Source organism: Rhodoferax sp. GW821-FHT10B06, from assembly GCF_059415605.1.
The window spans coordinates 170,946-186,188 of sequence record NZ_JBWKNO010000006.1 but is presented as its reverse complement, the minus strand read 5'-3'; the positions used below and the strand labels follow the sequence as shown (position 1 = coordinate 186,188).

Annotated in this window: 13 protein-coding genes; 9 read left to right on the top strand and 4 right to left on the bottom strand. The window is 65.0% G+C overall.

Annotated elements, in window-relative coordinates:
* Window positions 1–3 precede the first annotated feature (3 nt).
* From AC07O2_RS12075 to yicI, 4 genes are read left to right on the top strand one after another with little or no spacing between them, the layout of a single operon-like run.
* A complete protein-coding gene (locus AC07O2_RS12075; RefSeq protein WP_495075986.1) occupies window positions 4–951 on the top strand; it encodes a carbohydrate ABC transporter permease in 948 nt (315 codons plus the stop codon).
* 9 nt (window positions 952–960) lie between these two features.
* A complete protein-coding gene (locus AC07O2_RS12070; protein WP_495075985.1) occupies window positions 961–1,773 on the top strand; it encodes a carbohydrate ABC transporter permease in 813 nt (270 codons plus the stop codon).
* Between the two features lie 7 nt (window positions 1,774–1,780).
* The gene (locus tag AC07O2_RS12065) at window positions 1,781–2,842 is read left to right on the top strand and encodes an ABC transporter ATP-binding protein (RefSeq protein WP_495075984.1); all 1,062 of its coding nucleotides are present in this window, start codon (window positions 1,781–1,783) and stop codon (window positions 2,840–2,842) included.
* A 30-nt stretch (window positions 2,843–2,872) separates the two neighbouring features.
* Window positions 2,873–5,203 (top strand): alpha-xylosidase, encoded by a 2,331-nt coding sequence (gene yicI, locus AC07O2_RS12060; RefSeq protein ID WP_495075983.1) that lies wholly within the window; start codon window positions 2,873–2,875, stop codon window positions 5,201–5,203.
* 56 nt (window positions 5,204–5,259) lie between these two features.
* Here the strand turns inward: yicI and AC07O2_RS12055 are convergent, their stop codons facing one another.
* Window positions 5,260–6,690: an aminotransferase-like domain-containing protein gene (locus AC07O2_RS12055; RefSeq protein ID WP_495075982.1), complete on the bottom strand. Its 1,431-nt coding sequence runs from the start codon at window positions 6,688–6,690 to the stop codon at window positions 5,260–5,262.
* Between the two features lie 110 nt (window positions 6,691–6,800).
* On the opposite strand from AC07O2_RS12055, the gene AC07O2_RS12050 reads away from it, so the two are divergent.
* From AC07O2_RS12050 to AC07O2_RS12035, 4 genes are all read left to right on the top strand, one after another.
* Window positions 6,801–7,514, top strand: a complete 714-nt coding sequence (locus AC07O2_RS12050; protein ID WP_495075981.1) for a c-type cytochrome — start codon at window positions 6,801–6,803, stop codon at window positions 7,512–7,514.
* Window positions 7,511–8,779, top strand: a complete 1,269-nt coding sequence (locus AC07O2_RS12045; RefSeq protein WP_495075980.1) for a c-type cytochrome — start codon at window positions 7,511–7,513, stop codon at window positions 8,777–8,779. Before AC07O2_RS12050 ends, AC07O2_RS12045 begins: the two co-directional genes overlap by 4 nt.
* A gap of 95 nt (window positions 8,780–8,874) precedes the next feature.
* Entirely contained in the window at window positions 8,875–11,757 is a 2,883-nt protein-coding gene (locus tag AC07O2_RS12040; protein WP_495075979.1) for a C1 family peptidase, read from the top strand.
* A gap of 77 nt (window positions 11,758–11,834) precedes the next feature.
* Window positions 11,835–13,058 carry a M20 aminoacylase family protein gene (locus tag AC07O2_RS12035; RefSeq protein WP_495075978.1) on the top strand — a complete coding sequence of 408 codons (1,224 nt, stop codon included), beginning with the start codon at window positions 11,835–11,837 and terminating at the stop codon, window positions 13,056–13,058.
* 97 nt (window positions 13,059–13,155) lie between these two features.
* Here AC07O2_RS12035 and AC07O2_RS12030 read toward each other — a convergent pair whose 3' ends face one another.
* The 3 genes from AC07O2_RS12030 to AC07O2_RS12020 all read right to left on the bottom strand — a co-directional run bounded on the left by AC07O2_RS12030 (window position 13,156) and on the right by AC07O2_RS12020 (window position 14,576).
* Window positions 13,156–13,626, bottom strand: a complete 471-nt coding sequence (locus tag AC07O2_RS12030; protein ID WP_495075977.1) for a hypothetical protein — start codon at window positions 13,624–13,626, stop codon at window positions 13,156–13,158.
* A gap of 244 nt (window positions 13,627–13,870) precedes the next feature.
* A complete protein-coding gene (locus AC07O2_RS12025; protein ID WP_495075976.1) occupies window positions 13,871–14,224 on the bottom strand; it encodes a hypothetical protein in 354 nt (117 codons plus the stop codon).
* A 40-nt stretch (window positions 14,225–14,264) separates the two neighbouring features.
* Window positions 14,265–14,576: a BON domain-containing protein gene (locus AC07O2_RS12020; RefSeq protein ID WP_495075975.1), complete on the bottom strand. Its 312-nt coding sequence runs from the start codon at window positions 14,574–14,576 to the stop codon at window positions 14,265–14,267.
* Window positions 14,577–14,901: 325 nt separating this feature from the next.
* Between AC07O2_RS12020 and AC07O2_RS12015 the strand changes: the two genes are divergently transcribed.
* Entirely contained in the window at window positions 14,902–15,222 is a 321-nt protein-coding gene (locus AC07O2_RS12015; RefSeq protein WP_495075974.1) for a hypothetical protein, read from the top strand.
* Window positions 15,223–15,243 lie beyond the last annotated feature (21 nt).

The window sequence follows — 15,243 nt, the reverse complement described above, 5'->3', positions numbered from 1 at the left end:
GCGATGGCCCTGCCATCCCTGCCATCCCTGCGGCCTGGCCGCGGGGATGGCGCCCTGCACCGGCCCCCGCGCAGCTACGGCAGCTTCGAGCAATGGCTGCTGGTGCTGGGCCTGGCCTATCTGTTGGTGTTTGCCGGCATTCCACTGTTCTACAACCTGCTGATGTCCTTCCAGGAGGTGGATGCCATGGCGCCGGGCAGCTGGTGGTCGCGACCCTGGGTGGGGCTGGAAAACTACATAGACGTGCTGCAGCGCCCCGAGGCGCGCGGCGTGTGGCTGAACACCGGGCTGTTCATTGCGCTGTCACTGCTGTTCCAGGTGGTGCTGGGCTTTGGCCTGGCTCTGCTGTTCCAGGAGGCATTTCTGGGCGCCACGGTGATGCGTGGCCTGTTCCTGGCTGGCTGGATCATGCCCGGCCTGGTGGCCGGCGTGGTCTGGAAGCTGCTGTTTGCGGGCGACTACGGCGTGCTGAACCATGTGCTGCTGCAGCTGGGCCTGGTGCGCGAGTCCATCTACTGGCTGTCGGATGCGCGCTATGCGCTGTACGCCGTCATCATCGCCAATGTGTGGCTGGGCGTGCCCTTCAATATGCTGCTGCTGTCGGCCGGGCTGGCGCAGATTCCGCGCGACCTGTACGAGGCCGCCGAGCTGGACGGTGCGAATGCCTGGCAGCGCTTTACCTCCATCACCTTGCCGATGATGGCCTCCACATTAGGGGCTGTGATTGCGCTGGGCGTCATCATGACCATCCAGCAGTTCGACCTGGTGGCGGCCCTGACCCAGGGTGGCCCGGCGAATGCTTCGCAGTTGGCACAGCACTGGTCGTGGCAGCTGTCGTTCCAGACATTCGAGGTGGCGTCGGGCAGTGCGATTGCTTCGCTGATGCTTGTCGTGGTGGTGGCCACGGCAGTGGTCTATGTGCGTGCCACCCGCCGCGAGCGGCTGGTGTAAAAGATGGCGATGCGACGCAAGCTGCTGTTCTGCCTGGCGCTGGCACTGACCGCACTGTACCTGTTCCCGCTGTACTGGATGTTCATCACGGCGTTCAAGAGCAACCCCGAGCTGTTCCGCCTGCCGCCGACCTTCTGGCCGGAGGCCGCGCAGTCGAATATTGCCCGTGTGTTCCACGACTACGCCATGGGCCGCAACCTGTGGAATTCGCTGGTGATTGCCAGCGGTGTGACGGCGGCCACGGTGCTGCTGGGCACCGGCGCGGCCTACGCCCTGGCCCAGGCGCGCAGCCGCTGGATCGAGACGGCGCTGTTCGCCGTGCTGGTGCTGCAGGCCCTGCCACCGGCGCTGATGGTGACGCCCATCTTCGCGGCCTTCCAGGAGCTGGGCCTGCTGGGCTTTCCGCGGCTGTCGGTCACGCTGGCACAGATCAGCAAGACCCTGCCGTTCTACATGGTGCTGATGCGCTCAGCCTTTGTGCAGGTGCCGCGCGAGCTGCGCGAGGCTGCGTTGGTAGACGGCGCCACGCCGCGCCAGGCTTTCATCCACGTGGTGCTGCCGCTGGTGCGCAACAGCGTGCTGGTGACCGGCATCCTGGTCTTCCTGCAGACCCTGGGTGAGTACGTGTTCTCGCGCTCGCTGATCCTGGACGACAAGTACACCACCACCACCGTGGCGCTGGCGGCTTTTGTGGGTGACACCAAGACCGACTGGGTAGGAATCATGACCTACGCGGCCATCTACACCACGCCGATTCTCATCACCTTCATGCTGCTGCAGCGGCGCATTGTCAGCGGCCTGACGGCTGGCGCACTCAAGTAGGTTCTCCATGAATACCATCGAAATCCAGGGCCTGGTGAAGGCCTTTGGCAGTACCGCCATCCTGCGCGAAATTGACCTCAACATCGCGCGCGGCAGCTTTGTGGCGCTGGTCGGCCCCTCGGGCTGCGGCAAGTCCACACTGCTGCGCACCATCGCCGGGCTGGAGGACATTACCGCTGGCACGTTGCGCATCGATGGCGCGGTGGTCAACCACAAGCCACCGCGCGAACGCGACGTGGCCATGGTGTTCCAGTCGTATGCGCTGTACCCGCATATGGACGTGGCGCGCAATATGAGCTATTCGCTGCGCCTGAAAAAAGCCACGGCCGAGACGATAGGCAAGGCCCTGGATGGCGTGGCCAGCACCCTGGGCCTGCAGACCCTGCTGCAGCGCATGCCGCGCGAGCTGTCGGGCGGCCAGCGCCAACGCGTGGCCATGGGCCGGGCCATCGTGCGCCAGCCCAAGGTGTTTTTGTTCGACGAGCCCTTGTCCAACCTGGACGCGGCCCTGCGCGTACACATGCGCAGCGAGATCCGCAAGCTGCACCAGCGCCTGCAAGCCACCTCGGTGTATGTGACGCACGACCAGATCGAGGCCATGACCATGGCCGACCAGGTGGTGGTGATGCGCGCCGGCCGCATCGAGCAGGTGGGCACGCCGCTGGAGCTGTATGACAAGCCCGGCAACCGCTTCGTGGCCGGTTTCATTGGCTCACCAGCTATGAACTTTGTAGCGGGTGTGGTGGGTGGCGATGGGCTGCAGGTGGCCATCACCGGCGCTGCGGGCCGTGTGCTGGCGCTGGACCGCAAACGCCCCGTAGGCCGTGCGGTCTGGGTGGGCCTGCGCCCCGAGCATTTGCGCATCCAGCAAGGCAGCAGTCTGCTGGGCCGGGTGGACGCGGTGGAGTCCACCGGCAGCATGACCTTCATCACTTTCGACCTGACGGGTTGCAGCGTCACGCTGGCCCAGACCGGCCGGGTCTCTTTTGTTCCGGGCGACTGGGTGCCGCTGGGCATAGATCCGGCCCAGGTCCATGTTTTTGACCATTCCACCGAAGCCGCGCTATGACGGTTCCACTGCTTTTCTGAAACCATTCCCATGAAGATCAACGACGGTAACTGGCTCATCCGCAAGGGCCTGCAAGTGATGTACCCGGTGCATGTGCACGAGGTGCAGCAGCGCGGCAATGAACTGCTGGTGCACGCCGCGCCCAAGGACGTGTCGCAGCGCGCTTACCAGCTGGACACGGCGCTGCTCACCCTGCGCCTGTTTGCGCCGCGCCCCGGCATCATCGGTGTGCGCATGGAGCATTTCCAGGGCAGTGGCCCGGCCAAGCCGGCCTTCACGCTGTATGCCGATGCGGGCAGTGCGGCCAAGGTGGAGCTGGGGCCCGAGCACGCCACGCTCAGCAGCGGCACGTTGTCGGTCCGCATTCCGCGCAGCGGCCCCTGGGCGCTGGACTTCTTCCACGGCGCGCAGCGCCTGACCGGCAGCGGCCTGCGCAGCGGCGGCCAGGCGCTGGAGGAGGCCACGGGCCGTGCGTATATGTTCGAACGCCTGGACCTGGGCGTGGGCGAAAACATCTACGGCCTGGGCGAGCGCTTCACACCCTTTGTGCGCAACGGCCAGGTGGTGGATATCTGGAACCAGGACGGCGGCACCAGCTCCGAGCAGTCGTACAAGAACATTCCGTTCTACCTCAGCTCGCGCGGCTACGGCGTGTTCGTCAACACGCCGCGCCTGGTGTCCTTCGAGGTGGGCTCGGAAAAGGTTGCCAAGGTGCAGTTCAGCACCGAGGGCGAGGCGCTGGAGTACTTCGTCATCGACGGCCCCGGCCCCAAGGACGTGCTGGACCGCTACACCCAGCTCACCGGCCGCCCGCCGCTGCCACCGCAGTGGTCGTTTGGCCTGTGGCTGACCACATCGTTCACGACCGACTACAACGAAGAGACCGTCAACCACTTCATCGACGGCATGGCCGAGCGCGGTCTGCCGCTGCATGTGTTCCATTTCGACTGCTTCTGGATGAAGGCCTTCCACTGGTGCGACTTTGAATGGAACCGCGAGAACTTCCCCGACCCGGTGGGCATGCTGGCCCGGTTGAAGGAGCGCGGTTTGAAGATCTGCCTCTGGATCAACCCCTACATCGCCCAGCCCTCGCCGCTGTTCCAGGAGGGCATGGCCAAAGGCTACCTGCTGCGCCGGCCGGATGGCAGCGTCTGGCAGTGGGACCGTTGGCAGCCCGGCCAGGCCCTGGTGGACTTTACTAACCCCGCCGCCTGCGACTGGTATGCCGACCACCTGCGCCGCCTGATCGACATGGGGGTGGATTGTTTCAAGACCGACTTTGGCGAGCGCATCCCTACCGACGTGGTCTACCACGATGGTTCCGACCCGCAGGCCATGCACAACTACTACAGCTTCGTATACAACCAGCTGGTCTACCATGTGCTGCAGGAGAAGCTGGGCGAGACCGAGGCGGTGCTGTTCGCCCGCGCCGCTACGGTGGGCGGCCAGCAGTTCCCGGTGCACTGGGGTGGCGACTGCAGCTCCAACTACGAGTCCATGGCCGAGAGCCTGCGCGGCGGCCTGTCGCTGGGCTTGTCGGGCTTTGGCTACTGGAGCCATGACATCGGCGGCTTCGAGAACACCGCGCCGGCCGACGTGTATAAGCGCTGGTGTGCGTTCGGCCTGTTGTCCAGCCACAGCCGGCTGCACGGCAGCAAGTCCTACCGTGTGCCATGGCTGTTTGACGAAGAGGCGGTGGACGTGCTGCGCCACTTCACGCAGTGGAAGTGCCGCCTCATGCCCTATCTGTGGGACGCCGCCGTGCAGGCCCGCGACCACGGTACGCCCATGGTGCGGCCGCTGCTGCTGGAGTTTCCGCAGGACCTGAACACCCACAGCCTGGACCGCCAGTACCTGCTGGGCAGCCAGCTGCTGGTGGCGCCCGTGCTGCGCAGCGATTCCGAGGTGGACGTGTACCTGCCCGAGGGCCGCTGGACCCACTTGTTCACCGGCGAGGTGGTGGACGGCGGCCGCTGGCGCCATGAGCAACACGGCATGCTGAGCCTGCCGTTGTATGTACGCCCCGGCAGCCTGCTGGCCCTGGGCGCGCGCAACGACCGGCCCGACTACGACTACCGCGATGGCCTGGAGCTGCACCTGTTCGAGCTGGCCGACGGCCAGACCAGCAGCGTGCGGGTGCCCGATGCCCAAGGCAACGCCGCATTGCAGATGTATGTGCGCCGCGATGGCCAGCACCTGCACCTGCGCTGGCAGGGCCAGCTCTGGTCGGCCGTGCTGGTGCTGCGCGGTCTGCATGCCTTGCAGCAGGTGCCGCGCAATCTGCGGGCAGAGGCCAGCGCGCAAGGTCTGCGGGTGCATCTGCCGGAAGACGGGCAGACCCTGGACCTGCGGCTGGCATAGCGCTGATTGCTATTAAATAAGTAGCTTCTTGCGCAGGTATTACCTGCGCTGGCGGCCTATTTCTTATAAATGTCTTGCGCGCGTGCCAGCGCACCCAGCGTGGCCATGGCGGCTTCCATGCGCGTATCCCAGGGGTGGCCGTAGTTCAGCCGTATGCAGTTCCGCAGGCCCTGGCGCGCGGAGAAGATCGGCCCCGGCGCGATGCCTATGCCCTGGGCCAAGGCCTGCTGGTGCAGTGCCAGAGTGTCGAAGCCGGGCGCAAAGCTAAGCCACACAAAATACCCGCCGTCCGGCTGCGATAGCTGCACATCGGCGGGGAAGTGCCGGGCGATGGCCGCGACCAGGCTGGCGTGCTGCGACTCCAGCGTGTGGCGCAGCCGGCGCAGGTGCTTGTCATAACCGCCGCGCTGCAGATAGTCGGCCAGCGCGGCCTGGGCCGGCAGGCTGGCGCCCAGCGTGGTCATCAGCTTCAGCCGCTGTATGCGCTGGCCGAAGCGGCCGGGTGCCACCCAGCCCACGCGGTAGCCGGGTGCCAGGGTTTTGCTGAACGAACTGCAGTGCATCACCAGGCCGTGTTGGTCATAGGCCTTGGCCGGCAGCGGCGCCTGGTGGCCGAAGTACAGCTCGGCGTACACATCGTCCTCTATCAGTGGAATCTGTCGGGCCGCCAGCAGCGCCACCAGACGCTGCTTGTTCGCCGCAGACAGGCTGGCACCGGTGGGGTTCTGGAAGCTGGTCATGAACCAGCAGGCCTTCACCGGGTGGCGCTTCAAGGCCTGCTCCAGCGCGTCCAGGTCCAGGCCGTGCTGCGGGTGTACCGGGATTTCCAGCGCGCGCATTTTCAGCCGCTCCAGCGCCTGCAGGCTGGCGTAGAAGCCGGGCGACTCCACCGCGACCAGGTCGCCGGGCTGGGCCACGGCACTCAGGCACAGGTTAAGCGCTTCCAGCGCGCCACTGGTCACGATGAGCTCTTCGGCCGGTTGCACCATGCCCAGGGCCAGGTAGCGCTGCGCAATCTGCTGGCGCAGGTGGGCGCTGCCCTGCGGCAGGTGCTGCACGGTTTGCCAGGGTTGCGTCTGGCGGTTGCCGGCGGTCAAGGACTGGGCCAGGCGTTGCAGCGGAAACAGCTCGGGCGAGGGGAAGGCCGAACCCAGCGGCACGATGTCGCGCTGCTGCGCCGCGTCCAACACCGCAAATACCAGCTCGCTGATGTCCACCTTGGCGGCAACCCGCGCGGGCGACGGAGCGGTGCGGGCCGTGGGTGCGGGCGGCAGGCTGGTGGCGGCCGTCACAAAGTAGCCGGAGCGCTCACGCGCCCGCACCAGGCCTTTTTCTTCCAGGCGGTAATAGGCCTGGAAGGCGGTGGACGGGCTGACACCCTGCTGCGCAGTGAGTGTGCGGATGGACGGCATGCGGCTGCCCGGCGCGCGCAGGCCAGAGCGAATGTCGGCGGCCAGCAGCTCGGCTAGGGTTTCGTAGCGTTTCATCATGCTTTCAACTGATCCGTAGATTTTTGCATTTTTGGCATCTGGTATGGTTTTTTAAACGCCAACTGCTGCTGTCCCTGGCGTGGCAAGTCCGGCATGATTCCGCCACTGTGAAAACTATTCTGCGCACCCTTGTCTTGCCCTTGCTGTGGGCCGCTGGCACCTGCCTGGCCGCGCCGCCCGTGTTTGAGGACAGCATGGCCCAGCGCACCCTGGCCTGCGTGGCCTGCCATGGCAAAGAGGGCCGGGCGGCCAGCGACGGCTACTACCCGCGCATCGCCGGCAAGCCGGCCGGCTATCTGTACCACCAGCTGCTGAACTTTCGCGACAACCGGCGCCACTACGGCCTGATGACGCAAATGGTGGACCCGCTGAGCGATGCCTATCTGATGGAAATTGCCCAGTACTTTGCAGCCTTGGACTTGCCATACCCCGCGCCCCAGCCCAGCAGTGCCCCAGCTGAGCAACTGCGCCGAGGCCAACAACTAGTCAGTCAAGGCGACCCCGCCCGGCAGATCCCCGCCTGCGCCCAATGCCACGGCGCTGCGCTGACCGGCGTGGCGCCCAATATCCCCGGTCTGCTGGGTCTGCCGCGCGACTACCTGAATGCCCAGCTGGGCGCCTGGCGCACCGGCCAGCGCCGCGCCCATGCGCCCGACTGCATGGGCGACGTGGCGCGCAAGCTGCCGCCGGAAGATGTGTCCGCTGTTACCGCCTGGCTGGCCGCGCAGCCGCTGCCCGCCAATACCCACGCGGTGGCCGCTTTGCCTGCACTCTTGCCAGGCGCCAAGACCATCGTTTGCGGAAGTGCACCCGCGCCATGAAGAAGATCACCTTCGGACTGCTGGCTGCCCTGGCTCTGTGCGCCCTGGTGTGGGCCTTGAATGTGCGCGATGAATCTGACGATGCATCCGCCGCACCCACGGTTACGCCCGAGCTGCTGCAGCGCGGCGCCTACCTGGCGCGCCTGGGCAATTGCGCGACCTGCCACACCACGCGTGGCGGCACGCCCTATGCCGGTGGGCGCGGCATAGACACGCCGTTTGGCACGGTCTACAGCAGCAACCTCACGCCGGATGCTGCAACCGGCATAGGCCGCTGGTCGGCTAGCGACTTCTGGCGCGCGCTGCACAACGGTCGATCCAAGGACGGGCGGCTGCTGTACCCGGCCTTCCCATACACCAGCTACACGGCGGTGACACGCGCCGACTCCGACGCGCTGTACGCCTATCTGCAGAGTTTGCCGGCCACCGCACAGGCCACCACGCCGCATGCGCTGCGCTGGCCCTTCAGCACCCAGCCAGCGCTGGCGGTGTGGCGGGCGCTGTACTTTCAGCCGGGTGTGCAGCAGCCCGAGCCGCAGCAGTCGGCCGAATGGAACCGGGGTGCCTATCTGGTGCGCGGCCTGGGCCACTGCGGCGCCTGCCACACGGCGCGCAATGCGCTGGGCGCCAGCAGCGGCGAGCTGGACCTGGCCGGCGGCTTGATCCCCATGCAGAATTGGTACGCACCCGCACTGACCTCGGCACATGAGGCCGGCGTCGCTGGCTGGCCGCGCGAAGACGTGGTGCGCCTGCTGCAGACCGGAATGGCCCCGGGCGCACTGGTGCAAGGCCCCATGGCCGAGGTGGTGCTGCAGAGCACGCAGTACTGGTCGGTAGCCGACCTGGGTGCGGTCGCCACCTATTTGCAGGCCCTGCCGCAGACCACGGCCGCGCCGCCACTGCGCGACCTGTCGCCCACCCCTGGCCGCATGTTGGAGCGCGGCGCGCAGCTGTACGACAAGCACTGCGCCCAATGCCATGGTGCGCAAGGCCTGGGTGTGGCCGGCGCGTATCCGGCACTGGCGGGCAACCGCGCTGTCACCATGGCCAGCACGGCGAATCTGGTGCAGACCGTGCTGAACGGCGGCTTTGCCCCCGCCACTGCCGGCAACCCGCGTCCCTTCGGCATGCCGCCCTTTGTGCTGGTGCTGGACGATAGCGACATTGCCGCTGTGCTGACGCATATCCGCAGCGCCTGGGGCAACCAGGCGCAGGGCGTGACCGAACTGGATGTGAACCGCATGCGCGCCAGCCAGGGGCATTGAAGCACTGGGTTCATCCCGCAAATAAGGGATGTTCTTTGTGCTGTGGCGGGTTCACAATGCATGCCCGACACACCCTCTGTCGAGAGGAGCACACCATGGGCATGCTTTGGGTTCGGGGTTACCAGGGGCCGGAGATTCCAGCCTTGCGTAAGGCGCTGGTTGCGGTGTTGGGCAGCGATGCGCTGGCTTTTCCCAGTCTGGCCAAGGGGGCTCCGTCCGACTTGGTGGATGCCGACGTGGAGGCTGCGGCCCGGCGCTGGCAGTCGGGCGTGGGCTTGGTGGCCGATGGTGTGGTGGGGCCGTATTGCCAGCTGCAGCTGGGTCTGGCCAAGGCCCCGGCGATGGAGTTGGCACTGACACCGGACGCCGTACGCCAGCTCTTTCCAGCGACCAAGCCCGCCAATATCGCCCGCTACCTGCCCTATGTGGTGGCGGCCTTGGGCGCGCTGGGCCTGACGGACCGGCCCATCATCTGTGCTGCACTGGGCACCATCCGTGCAGAGACCGAGGGCTTTCTGCCGATTTCCGAGTTCGTGTCGCAGTTCAATACCGCGCCCGGCGGCATGCCGTTTGGCCTGTACGACGGACGCAAGGCGCTGGGCAATACCCAGCCCGGCGATGGCGCGCGCTTCAAGGGCCGCGGTTTTGTGCAGCTGACTGGGCGCAGCAATTACCAAAACTACGGCAAGGCCCTGGGCTTTGACTTGGCTGCCAACCCGGACCTGGCGAATGCGCCCGAGGTGGCGGCCCTGTTGCTGGCCCGTTTCATTGCCGACAAGGCCGACGCCATGCGCCAGGCCCTGGCCACGGGCGACTACGCGGTGGCGCGCAAGCTGGTCAACGGCGGCGCGCACGGTCTGGACCGGTTCAAGGATGTGTTCGTGCTGGCCGACAAGGTCTGGCCTGTGGAGGCTGTGGCGGCCAAGGCGGGCGCGCCGGTTAAACGGAGCAAGAGCACCAAGGCCAAGGCAGCACCGGTGCCACGCCAGCTGACCGTACGTAAGGACCCTCCGGACCTGTGTGACCGACCTTACCAACCGCCGCCGCTGGGCTTGGACGATGCGTACCCCAGCGACGACGCCATACGCCGCTTTTTACCTGCCTACACCCAGGCCGGCCTGATCCTGGACCAGGGCGGCGAGGGCGCCTGCACCGGTTTCGGCCTGGCCTGCGTGGTCAACTACCTGCGCTGGCGCAAGGCCAATAGCCCGGCCCAGATGGCGTCGGTCAGCCCGCGCATGCTGTACAACTTTGCGCGGCGATACGACGAATATGCTGGCGAAAACTATAGCGGCTCCAGCTGCCGCGGCGCGTTGAAGGGCTGGTTCAACCACGGCGTATGCATGGCCGAGGACTGGCCCTACACGCAGGAGCAGCCGCGCTACGGCTATGCGAAGAAGGCGGTGCAGACCACGCTGGGCGTGTACTACCGCATCGACCTGAAGTCCATCACCGACTTGCAGGCGGCGATCCAGGCGGTGGGGGCGGTGTATGTATCGGCTTTCACCCACGAAGGCTGGCACAGCCTGCCGGCACGCAAAAAGAACCCCATGGGCCATGCCGATATTCCGCTGATTCCGTTCAACGGACGGCCGTCGGAAGACAACGGCCATGCCTTCGCGCTGGTGGGCTTCAACAACCAGGGTTTTGTGGTGCAGAACTCCTGGGGTAAGGGCTGGGGCATGGGCGGCTTCGGGGTGATCGGCTATGCCGACTGGCTGGCCAATGGCATGGATGCCTGGGTGGTGGCCATGGGTGTGCCGGGTGTGGTGGTGGGGCGTGTCAGCGTGGTGGCCTCGCAGGCCAACGCCGCGGTGGGTGATGCCAATACCAGCCAGTGGTGGAGCGAAGACCAGGCCTACCAGCACAGCGTGGTGCTGGGCAACGATGGCCGCGTCAAGCGCTACCTGACCGAAGACGAGCTCAGCCGCACCCTGGGCCACCAGGTGTGTGATCTGCCGGACCAATGGTTTCGCAGCCCGGCCAGTGGCGATGTCAAGCGCCTAGTGCTCTACGCCCACGGCGGCCTGAACAGCGAGGGCGACGCTATTCAACGCGCTCGCGCCATGGGGCGGCACTTTGTGGGTAACGGCTGCTACCCGTTGTTTCTGGTGTGGAAGACGGGGCTGCGCGAATCGATTGGCGGCATCGTCAGCGATGCGTTTCACAAGCAGCCCACATTGGCCGGCGGCCTGGCCGAGTGGATCAGCGACAAGACCGACCTGGCGCTGGAGACGGCCATAGGCCGTCCGCTGGCCCGGCCCATCTGGAGCGAGATGAAAGAAAACGCCGAGCTGGCTTTCGGCGCCGGGCGCGGTGGCGAGTTGCTGATCAAGGCGCTGCAGAAGTTGATGGCCACCTGGGGCGACAAACTGGAGATCCACCTCATGGGCCATTCAGCCGGCTCCATCATCCTAGGCCATATGCTCACGGCCTTGGCCGGCCGGGGCGTGCCCACGCCCGCCATCAGTTCCATCCATCTGTACGCCCCGGCGTGCACCGTGGCCTTTGCCAACAAGCACTACGCTATGGACCCGGCGGTGATGGCCCGGCTGCACCTGAGCGTGTTGTCCGACCGGGTGGAGCGCAACGACAACGTGGCGTCCATCTATCGCAAGTCCCTCTTGTACTTTGTGTCTAACGCGCTGGAGGTGGATTTGCGCACGCCCATCCTGGGCATGGAGAACGTCTACCAGGAGGACTACAACGGCTGGGATGGCAGCGCCAGCACCGGCGATGCGCTCAAGGACTGGCGGCGTGCGGTGGCGCAGGCGGGCCTGCAGCGGGATGGGCGCCTGCAGATACTGGACCGCGACAAGGTCACCACCGCCCTGCAGGTCGACGGCAAGACGCCTTTACAGCAGGTGCCGGCCAGCCATGGCGGCTTTGACAACGATGTGGACGTCGTTGGCCAAACTTTGGGTTTGATACGGCAGGGCCCGCTGTTGCAAGCAGTGGACGATCTGCGCGGCTTTTGACACACAAGGGCGAAGGGTTAGGGTAAAGCTTGTACAGTTCTAAGAACGTTCCTGCAGAACACTGTTTCACGCCGCATATGCCCACCTCTTTGCTCCAAGCCAATGGCCGCGCTTTTGCGCACATCACCCAGTTTCACCCCGAGCTCACGGCCTTGCGCCGCGACCTGCATGCCCATCCCGAGCTGGGTTTTGAAGAGGTCTACACGGCGGCCCGGGTCCAGCAGGCTTTGGAGTTGTGCGGTGTGGACGAGGTGCATACCGGCATAGGCAAGACCGGCGTGGTGGGCGTCATCCACGGGCGCAACGGCAAGGCCGGCAGCGACAAAATTGTGGGCCTGCGGGCCGACATGGACGCGCTGCCCATGACCGAGACGAGCGATCTGGCCTGGAAGTCGGCCAAGACCGGCCTGATGCATGGTTGCGGCCATGACGGCCACACCACCATGCTGGTGGGGGCGGCGCGTTACCTGGCGGAAACGCGCAATTTCGATGGCACGGTGGCGCTGATCTTCCAGCCTGGTGAAGAGGGTTACGCGGGCGCCAAGGCCATGATCCAGGATGGTTTGTTCGACCGCTTCCCGGTCCAGGCGGTATTTGGCATGCACAACTGGCCGCATATGCGACCTGGCTCCATCGGCCTGAATCCGGGCCCGATGATGGCGGCCTCGGACCGGGTGACCATTGAGATCACCGGCCGTGGCGGTCACGGCGCCCATCCCTACCAGAATATCGACCCGGTGCTAGTGGCTGCGCACACCATCACCGCGCTGCAAAGTGTGGTGTCGCGCAATATCCGGGCTATAGACAGTGGCGTGGTCAGCATCTGTGCGGTGCAGGCCGGCGACCTGGGCGCCATGAGCGTGGTGCCTGGCAAGGCCACACTGGTAGGCACGGTGCGCACCTTCAACCCAGCCGTGCAGGACCTGATAGAGCGGCGCATCACCGAGCTGTGCAGCGCTGTCGCCCTGGGTTTTGGCGCAACCGCCTCGGTGCACTATGAGCGGCTGTACCCGCCCACGGTGAATTCGCGCAGTGAAGCGTTGTTTGCAATGCGGGTTGCCGAGGACTTGGTGGGCGCTGCCCAACTGGTGCGCGATCTGGACCCCAGCATGGGTTCGGAGGATTTCTCGTTCATGCTGCAGGTCAAGCCCGGTGCCTATATGCGCATAGGCCAGGGCACGGAAAACGGGCCGGGTAGCTGCGCGCTGCATAACAGCCGCTATGACTTCAACGACGCCATCTTGCCGTTGGGCGGCGCCTTGTACGCCAGCCTGGCCGAGCAGTACATGCCGCTGGCCTGATCTGTCCCTCCATTTTCCGCTAGAGATTGGATAGCTGCCTGCGCAGGCGCAACCTGCACTAGAGGCTCATTTTCTGTGCGTATTTTGGGCGTCGGGCTCAGGCCGCGTAGAGGTCGTCAATGTCGGTTTGCGCCGTTTTGCTGCGCCGGGCATTGGCTCTTTGCAACAAGATGGTGATCAGCACCGCTGCGGCGGCGGAGCCGGTTACGACAGGTGAAGTTTTCAGCAAATGGGCCAGGCTGTCCACCGCCTCCACGCTGACTTGCTGCACATGGTCCACCAGCGCGACAACATCACTGGTGTGCACTTGTTGTACGTCTTCCAGCCGTGGCTGTATGTCTTGCCAGCCATCGCGAAAGCGTAGCTTGGCGAAGATGCCATTGGCCACTGCTACCAGTGACAGCAAGCCCAGCGGGCGTATCAGGTGTGCCAGCAAGCGGCGCTTTTCAGGTGTGGGTGCAGCCTCGAATACCTGGCCTACGAGTTCGGCGATGACGGCGTCCGAAGCGGCAAGCTGGGCGGCAGTGGTCAGAGCGGTAGGCTCTGTAGCGGATGTCTGTGGATGCATGGTGTTTGTCCCCATATTGGTCACTGTTTTCCTGGTGCGGGCCGCGCTTTTAACGCAGAGCACAAGCAGCACATTCATGTGGCTGTATCACATGGAAAATCGTAATTGGGCGGTATGTCTGCATGATGAACCGGTGGGTTGAGCGCGTAAAGGCGACTTAACCATTTGTTACGAATTAACCCTGTTTTTGCACTGCAACATGAGCCTGTGGGTTGTGCATCGCCATGCTGGTGGCGGTAGATATTCAGCTTCGCAGCGCGTGGCACAGTTGCAGGTTGAATGCGTCGCCTGGCCGTAGCGTCAGCGTATAACCGCGGCAGACCTCACCCAAGATGGCCGTCACCTGGTAGGTGCCGGCGGGAAGGTCCAGCACCAGTTGCGGGCCGGCGTCGGCCACGGTGGCCACCCGCTTGCCTTGCAGGTCGTCTACATGCAGCCGCAGCGTAGGCTTGGTTGGCGCATGGCCTGTGCCCGGCAGGCGCCACCAATCGCGCAGGCGTTGCAAGGCACTGTGGTACTTGTCTGCTGCGGAGTTACAGACGATCAATTGGGCATCGGTGCCAGGGCGGGTGTCCAGGGGGTGCTCGGTGTTCTGCATTGCGCTGTGCTTTCAGGTGGTCCGTGGAATGCGGGCGTTGCTAGTCGCGCGACGAGAAGACGCGGATGCGGCTATACACATTGCCCACACCCGCGACCTGGCTGGCGATGGCACGGGCCTTTGCCTCCTGCTGCGGGCGTTGGGTCCAACCATGCAGCGTGACATCGCTGTTGTGCACCGTTGCGCTGAGATCCTTGGCTTCGTTGCCCATCCTGGCGGACAGGGCCGACTCCACGGCGCAGCCCAGTGCTGTGTCGGTGGTGCCTGCGGCTGCAGGCAGGCTGGTCATCAAGAGCAGCGGACCCGCAACGAGGGCGAGCACTGCGATTCGGCGATGGAGTAGGGCGGTCATGGTGGTTCCTTGGCTGCAGTCACAGGTTGAGGTGCTTCTGCAGTTCCATGATCTTCTCGCCACGCCCCTACGACTTGATGACGTGACCCGCTGGCTCTATGACAGATGTAATCTTCACTGTGCTTCATCTGGTGTTTATCTGGGCTTAACCCAGGGCTAACACCTACTTACAGAAGCGATTGCATCTGTCACGCGCAAATGGATGTGCTGTCATGCGTGTGCGAAAGCATGCTTGCACCATGGCGTTGCAGGCACGTTGTTCCAGGGCTGGAATGGCGTGAGACCCGCATAGCTTCCCATCCGTATGTATAAGAGGTAGACCATCATGCAACGTACATTCAATTCCTGGACATCCCGCACACTTTTGGCCGCAGGTTTGCTGTTCGGCGTGGCAGCCGCTCAGGCCGCCACGGGTTTCACGGTGGGCCAGCAGGACGAAACCCAGATCAAGGTCGGCATGGACGCCGCGTCGGTGCAGCAGGCCCTGGGCCAACCCGAACGCGTGGTTCGTTATGGCAATGAACCGGGTCCAACGTGGGAGTACCGTGTCTTGGGCTCCAACCCTGCTCTGTTTGAGGTGGACTTCAGCGCCGACGGCAAGGTCGCATCGGTAGACCAGCGCGATATCGACGTGAACTCGAACTAAGCGACCTCGTCGACATTGTCC

Coding starts and splice junctions, on each gene's coding strand:
- AC07O2_RS12075 (WP_495075986.1), top strand. CDS start 4: ATGGCCCTGCCATCCCTGCCATCCCTGCGGCCTGGCCGCGGGGATGGC.
- AC07O2_RS12070 (WP_495075985.1), top strand. CDS start 961: ATGCGACGCAAGCTGCTGTTCTGCCTGGCGCTGGCACTGACCGCACTG.
- AC07O2_RS12065 (WP_495075984.1), top strand. CDS start 1,781: ATGAATACCATCGAAATCCAGGGCCTGGTGAAGGCCTTTGGCAGTACC.
- yicI (WP_495075983.1), top strand. CDS start 2,873: ATGAAGATCAACGACGGTAACTGGCTCATCCGCAAGGGCCTGCAAGTG.
- AC07O2_RS12055 (WP_495075982.1), bottom strand. CDS start 6,690: ATGAAACGCTACGAAACCCTAGCCGAGCTGCTGGCCGCCGACATTCGC.
- AC07O2_RS12045 (WP_495075980.1), top strand. CDS start 7,511: ATGAAGAAGATCACCTTCGGACTGCTGGCTGCCCTGGCTCTGTGCGCC.
- AC07O2_RS12040 (WP_495075979.1), top strand. CDS start 8,875: ATGGGCATGCTTTGGGTTCGGGGTTACCAGGGGCCGGAGATTCCAGCC.
- AC07O2_RS12035 (WP_495075978.1), top strand. CDS start 11,835: ATGCCCACCTCTTTGCTCCAAGCCAATGGCCGCGCTTTTGCGCACATC.
- AC07O2_RS12030 (WP_495075977.1), bottom strand. CDS start 13,626: ATGCATCCACAGACATCCGCTACAGAGCCTACCGCTCTGACCACTGCC.
- AC07O2_RS12025 (WP_495075976.1), bottom strand. CDS start 14,224: ATGCAGAACACCGAGCACCCCCTGGACACCCGCCCTGGCACCGATGCC.
- AC07O2_RS12020 (WP_495075975.1), bottom strand. CDS start 14,576: ATGACCGCCCTACTCCATCGCCGAATCGCAGTGCTCGCCCTCGTTGCG.
- AC07O2_RS12015 (WP_495075974.1), top strand. CDS start 14,902: ATGCAACGTACATTCAATTCCTGGACATCCCGCACACTTTTGGCCGCA.